Annotated in this window: 5 protein-coding genes, 4 tRNA genes and 1 rRNA gene; all 10 read right to left on the bottom strand. The window is 43.9% G+C overall.

The genetic code is table 11. The features are described 5' to 3' along the window. Positions 1-105: GTP-binding protein (locus tag C8D97_RS18550; RefSeq protein WP_210204812.1), on the bottom strand; the 105-nt coding region annotated here is incomplete at its 3' end. A 106-nt stretch (positions 106-211) separates the two neighbouring features. Continuing rightward, positions 212-287, bottom strand: a tRNA-Thr gene (locus tag C8D97_RS00045). A gap of 16 nt (positions 288-303) precedes the next feature. Further along, positions 304-377, bottom strand: a tRNA-Gly gene (locus C8D97_RS00040). Between the two features lie 27 nt (positions 378-404). Further along, positions 405-488, bottom strand: a tRNA-Tyr gene (locus C8D97_RS00035). Positions 489-630: 142 nt separating this feature from the next. Then, positions 631-706 (bottom strand) — tRNA-Thr (locus tag C8D97_RS00030). An 88-nt stretch (positions 707-794) separates the two neighbouring features. Then, positions 795-1,589, bottom strand: a complete 795-nt coding sequence (locus tag C8D97_RS00025) for a type III pantothenate kinase (protein WP_109761292.1) — start codon at positions 1,587-1,589, stop codon at positions 795-797. Then, positions 1,586-2,542 (bottom strand): bifunctional biotin--[acetyl-CoA-carboxylase] ligase/biotin operon repressor BirA, encoded by a 957-nt coding sequence (gene birA, locus C8D97_RS00020; protein WP_109761291.1) that lies wholly within the window; start codon positions 2,540-2,542, stop codon positions 1,586-1,588. Before birA ends, C8D97_RS00025 begins: the two co-directional genes overlap by 4 nt. Then, entirely contained in the window at positions 2,539-3,657 is a 1,119-nt protein-coding gene (gene murB / locus C8D97_RS00015) for a UDP-N-acetylmuramate dehydrogenase (protein WP_109761290.1), read from the bottom strand. Before murB ends, birA begins: the two co-directional genes overlap by 4 nt. Before the next feature lie 127 nt (positions 3,658-3,784). Continuing rightward, positions 3,785-4,414 (bottom strand): trimeric intracellular cation channel family protein, encoded by a 630-nt coding sequence (locus C8D97_RS00010; RefSeq protein WP_109761289.1) that lies wholly within the window; start codon positions 4,412-4,414, stop codon positions 3,785-3,787. 145 nt (positions 4,415-4,559) lie between these two features. Next, a 5S ribosomal RNA gene (rrf, locus tag C8D97_RS00005) occupies positions 4,560-4,644 on the bottom strand; the annotation flags it as partial.

Below are 4,644 nucleotides of genomic sequence, written 5' to 3'. Positions count from 1 at the left end.
TACGGTACACATGGCCGCAGTCAGGGTGGTTTTACCATGGTCAACGTGGCCAATGGTTCCCACGTTTACGTGGGGTTTATTACGTTCAAATTTTTCCTTAGACATGAGAAGCCTCCCAAAGCGTCTAGAAGATTTGTGGTTAATAAAACTGTTACAGTGCTTTCGGGAAACATTGAGAAAACTCGCAGATACCCGGCAGCGTCTTATACACTGGTGCTGATAGGCAGATTCGAACTGCCGACCTCACCCTTACCAAGGGTGCGCTCTACCAACTGAGCTATATCAGCATGATACTAAGTATACTGGAGCGGGTAGCGGGAATCGAACCCGCATCATCAGCTTGGAAGGCTGAGGTTCTACCGTTGAACTATACCCGCACTTGCCGAAAACGGCTCAGTAGAAACTGGTGGAGGGGGCTGGATTCGAACCAGCGAAGCTTTCGCGTCAGATTTACAGTCTGATCCCTTTGGCCGCTCGGGAACCCCTCCGAATTTTTTATCACACTCAGCATTGCTGACCTAAGTGCAAAGAGCCGCGCATGATGCCAATTTGGCCATAAAATTGCAAGCTTTTTTACTTTGCAGCTCTCAGTCAAAAATGGGCTACCTGGGTAGCCCATTTTGTTAAATTTGGTGCCGGCTGCCGGAATCGAACTGGCGACCTACTGATTACAAGTCAGTTGCTCTACCAACTGAGCTAAGCCGGCTTCACTATTTATAGGGTTGATAAGAGAAGTAGCCCCAAAAAGTGAGGCGCAATTTTAGCGACATGATCCACAAATGGCAATGCTTTGTTTAGATTTTTTTACGATCTTCCTGCAGGCTGGTCAACAAACCCTCAAATATCAATAAATCATTGTGATTTAAGGCCATTTCTGGGTATAGACTGCGCATTTTAATAGGCTGAATTAGCTTCTGCGCATTGCCTCCGGTAAACCAGGTTTCAGTGATTCCCTGACTTAGCGCAAACTGTATCTGCTGTTCAATAAAAGCAATGGCTTGTGCGTATAGGCCGTTTAGTACGCAAGCCTGGGTATTTTGACCGGGTGTTACCAATGTATCGGTTAAATTGTCACCCGCAAACACCCGCTCCGTATTACTCAACAAAGCCGATAACTGATTTTCAAGCCCGGCAACAATATAACCACCAAGATGTTGACCACCTGATGCCACCAGATCGATGGTCATTGCGGTTCCACAGTCAATCACCATTGCAGCTTGCTCACCACCTCTGGTCGCAGCCAACATGGCTAACCAACGATCAACGCCCATGGTATCCGGTACAGCGTAACTATTAATTAACTGTTTATGGTATTTCTGGGTTTTGGCAATATGCAACTCTGCCTCAAAATAACACTTAGCCGAATCAACCAGAGCCTCTGTAACCGATGGCCTGACACAAGAGATGCCAATTATTGATGGTAAGCCTAATTGATTCACTTCCAAGCACTGGCGTATGTTGAGCCAGCAATTCTCGGCATTAAAGCCGTCACGATGATTGATCGATACATTAAGTGGCACAAGGTTATCGCTTTCGTTACTGATTGCGCATTTGATTCGGCTATTGCCCACATCGAGTAATAAGTTCATGTCAGTAACCTTAAGCTGACTTCGCCGCCTATAAACGACATTACAGAACCATCTTTTTCCAGCAGTAAAGCACCACTGGTATCAACACCGCGTGACACACCCACCGTTTTTTTATTGCCCTGAAGCAATACCACCGGTTTATTTTTAAACTCATCGAGTTGTTCCCAGTCAGCTTTAAAATGTGAAAAGCCAAACTGGCTAAAATCAGTCAGACAAGCCGCTAAAGCTTTACACAATGTTGCCACAACATGGTTACGGCTAACACGGCTATTAACCAGGGGTTTTAAATTCTGCCAATGCTGATCGATGGGTGAATCTTCGGACATATCCCAGTTTAGACCTAACCCAATCACTAACTCACAACCTGAATCCGATTGGCCGGCAATTTCAACTAAAACACCGCCTAGCTTTCTTCCATTGACACGCAAATCATTCGGCCACTTTAATTGCACACCCATAGCCCCTAATGATGTCAAAGCGTCAGCTATTCGACAACCAACAGCCAAACTTAAACCCGATAACGCGTCGATGGGAAGCGGCAATGTCTGCCTCATGGACAAATAGATATTTCTGGCAAAAGGAGAATGCCAGTTACGGCCCAACCGTCCGCGACCGGATGACTGATATTCCGCAACACAGATTTGAGGTGAAGGGTTGGAAGTTTGATTAAGCAAAAACTGATTGGTAGACGCAATACTGGTAACAACATGGATATTTTCAGGCTGGGTAAAAGACTTTAGAGCCTGCGTTAACCAAGCTTGATCCAGTAACTCCAGCCCGCCCGGTATTCGATAGCCTTTTCCTTTTACACTGTAAATATCTGCACCGAGTGAGCGCAATTGCTTGATGTATTTCCAGATAGACGCTCTAGTCGTATTAAGTTGCTGGGCAATCGCTTCTCCGGAATGAAAGCGTCCGTCACTTAATATTAATAATAAATCATCGGTAGTCATAGGTTTAAACTGTCCGGACTATGACTGATATTAGCAAAATTATCGTTACTAAAATTATATTCTGTAACGCACTGTTCACTTACCAGGCGCACTTCACGCTCAAGACGAATCCCAAAAACCTTTTCAACTTTTTGCTGTATTTGTTTCGACAGTTCTAATATGGCCTGGCCACTGGCATTGTTTTGGTTTACGAGAACCAGCGCCTGTTCAGTATGGACTGCAGCACCATTATGAGTCACACCTTTAAAACCTAACTGATCAATCAACCAGCCGGCGGCGACTTTCATCTGTTGATCATCAACAGGGTAAGCGACAATGGCTGGGAATTGACTTTTAAGACGAAGAAAATGGGCCTTATCAATAATCGGGTTTTTAAAGAAGCTGCCAGCATTTCCTAATGCATCAGGATCGGGTAATTTTTGCTGACGAACCGCTATCACTTTGTCTGCGACCTGCAGTGCCGTTAAAGTACTCGTTGCTGATTGAGAATCTGAATTTGAAGAGGTCGCTGTTTCGGCAAGTTCATTTAATGGCCGATATTCCAGTCGAGGTTTAAACCGCTTATTCAACTTAAGTGTCACTGATGTAATCAGGAAGCGCCCAATATTCTGCTTAAAATAACTGTTTCTGTAATCGAAATTGCAAGACCGATTATCAAGCGAGACTAACTTTCCTTGTTTAAGATCTATCGCTTCAACACTTTGTAAATACTCTTTTAACTCAACGCCATAAGCACCAATATTTTGAACCGGTGCGGCACCGACAGTTCCCGGAATCAGCGATAGATTTTCCAGACCACTGTAGCCATCATTTAATGTTTGCATGACCATGTTATGCCAGTTTTCGCCAGCATTGATGGTGATGTTTATATGCTCATTAGTTTCGTCATGATAGCGCCAGCCGGATAATGTCACATGAATCACCTGACATGGCAAATGACCAAGCAGTAACAGATTCGAGCCTCCGCCCAGTATTAAGTAGGGTTGCTGTTGTGTCAGCTTGATAACGTCTGTGACTTGATCCATTCGATTAAACTCTAACAGCCCGTCTGCAGTTGCAACCACACCGAATGAATTTAATTGTGTTAAGTCAACAGAGGGAGCAGTATTGGTCAATCGTTTCAATCCATTATTTATGTTGTGCCCATTCTATCAATACATGCACTCCGTCACCAGCCGCATTGCATTGCCTAACACGACCCAACCGCTTACAGAATAATATTTTAATTGATAAGGATATTGCTTATTGACGGTTATTATTCTCGCTATAACGGAACACTGGTATACCAATTTTCCAGCGAAGCGCCGCTAACCTTAATAATAAAATGGTTATTCCACCAGCTATCATCGCCAATTCATCGACAACATTTAAATGGATCAACTGAGTATATAAAGTCGCTCCCGCAATACAGGTAATGGCATAAAGCTCACCTTTTAACAACATTGGGATCTCTCGTGCCAATACATCTCTGATCACGCCGCCAAAACAACCCGTCATTACAGCCATGATTACAACGGTTGTATCTGGAACCTCAAGCATTATTGCTTTACGAGCACCCATAATGGCAAAGAAAGACAGCCCAAATGCATCAGCCAGTTGAAGGTAATAATTTGGAAAACTTTGTCGATGATTTAACCAGAGAATGGTTAATGCAACGGCCACAAGTATGGTGATAATGTAACTGGTGTCCGACACCCAAAAAACTGGCACATCAAGAATAAGATCACGAATGGTTCCACCACCAATAGCCGTCACAGAGGCAAGAACAATTACCCCAAAGCCATCCATCGATTTGTTATGAGCGATTAAAGTCCCAGAAATTGCAAAGACAGCAACGCCAAGCAAATCAAACCAGTGATAAAGCTCATTCATAAGGTCTACTCATATCATCGTAACACTGAAACTTGAACAATTAACCAACAGTACAAAAGCTCTTAGCATTGAATAAAAAGAAAGGACTAAATTAACACGCATAAAAAAACCCGCAACACGAGTGCTGCGGGTTTGGAATTTAAATGCCTGGCGATGACCTACTCTCACATGGGGAGACCCCACACTACCATCGGCGCTGAACGTTTTCACTTCTGAGTTCGAGAAGGGAT

It is taken from the genome of Pleionea mediterranea, from assembly GCF_003148745.1.
In the GTDB taxonomy this organism is placed as follows: domain Bacteria; phylum Pseudomonadota; class Gammaproteobacteria; order Enterobacterales; family Kangiellaceae; genus Pleionea; species Pleionea mediterranea.
The sequence above is the reverse complement of the archived record's forward strand: the minus strand, read 5'-3'. Positions and strand labels throughout refer to the sequence as shown.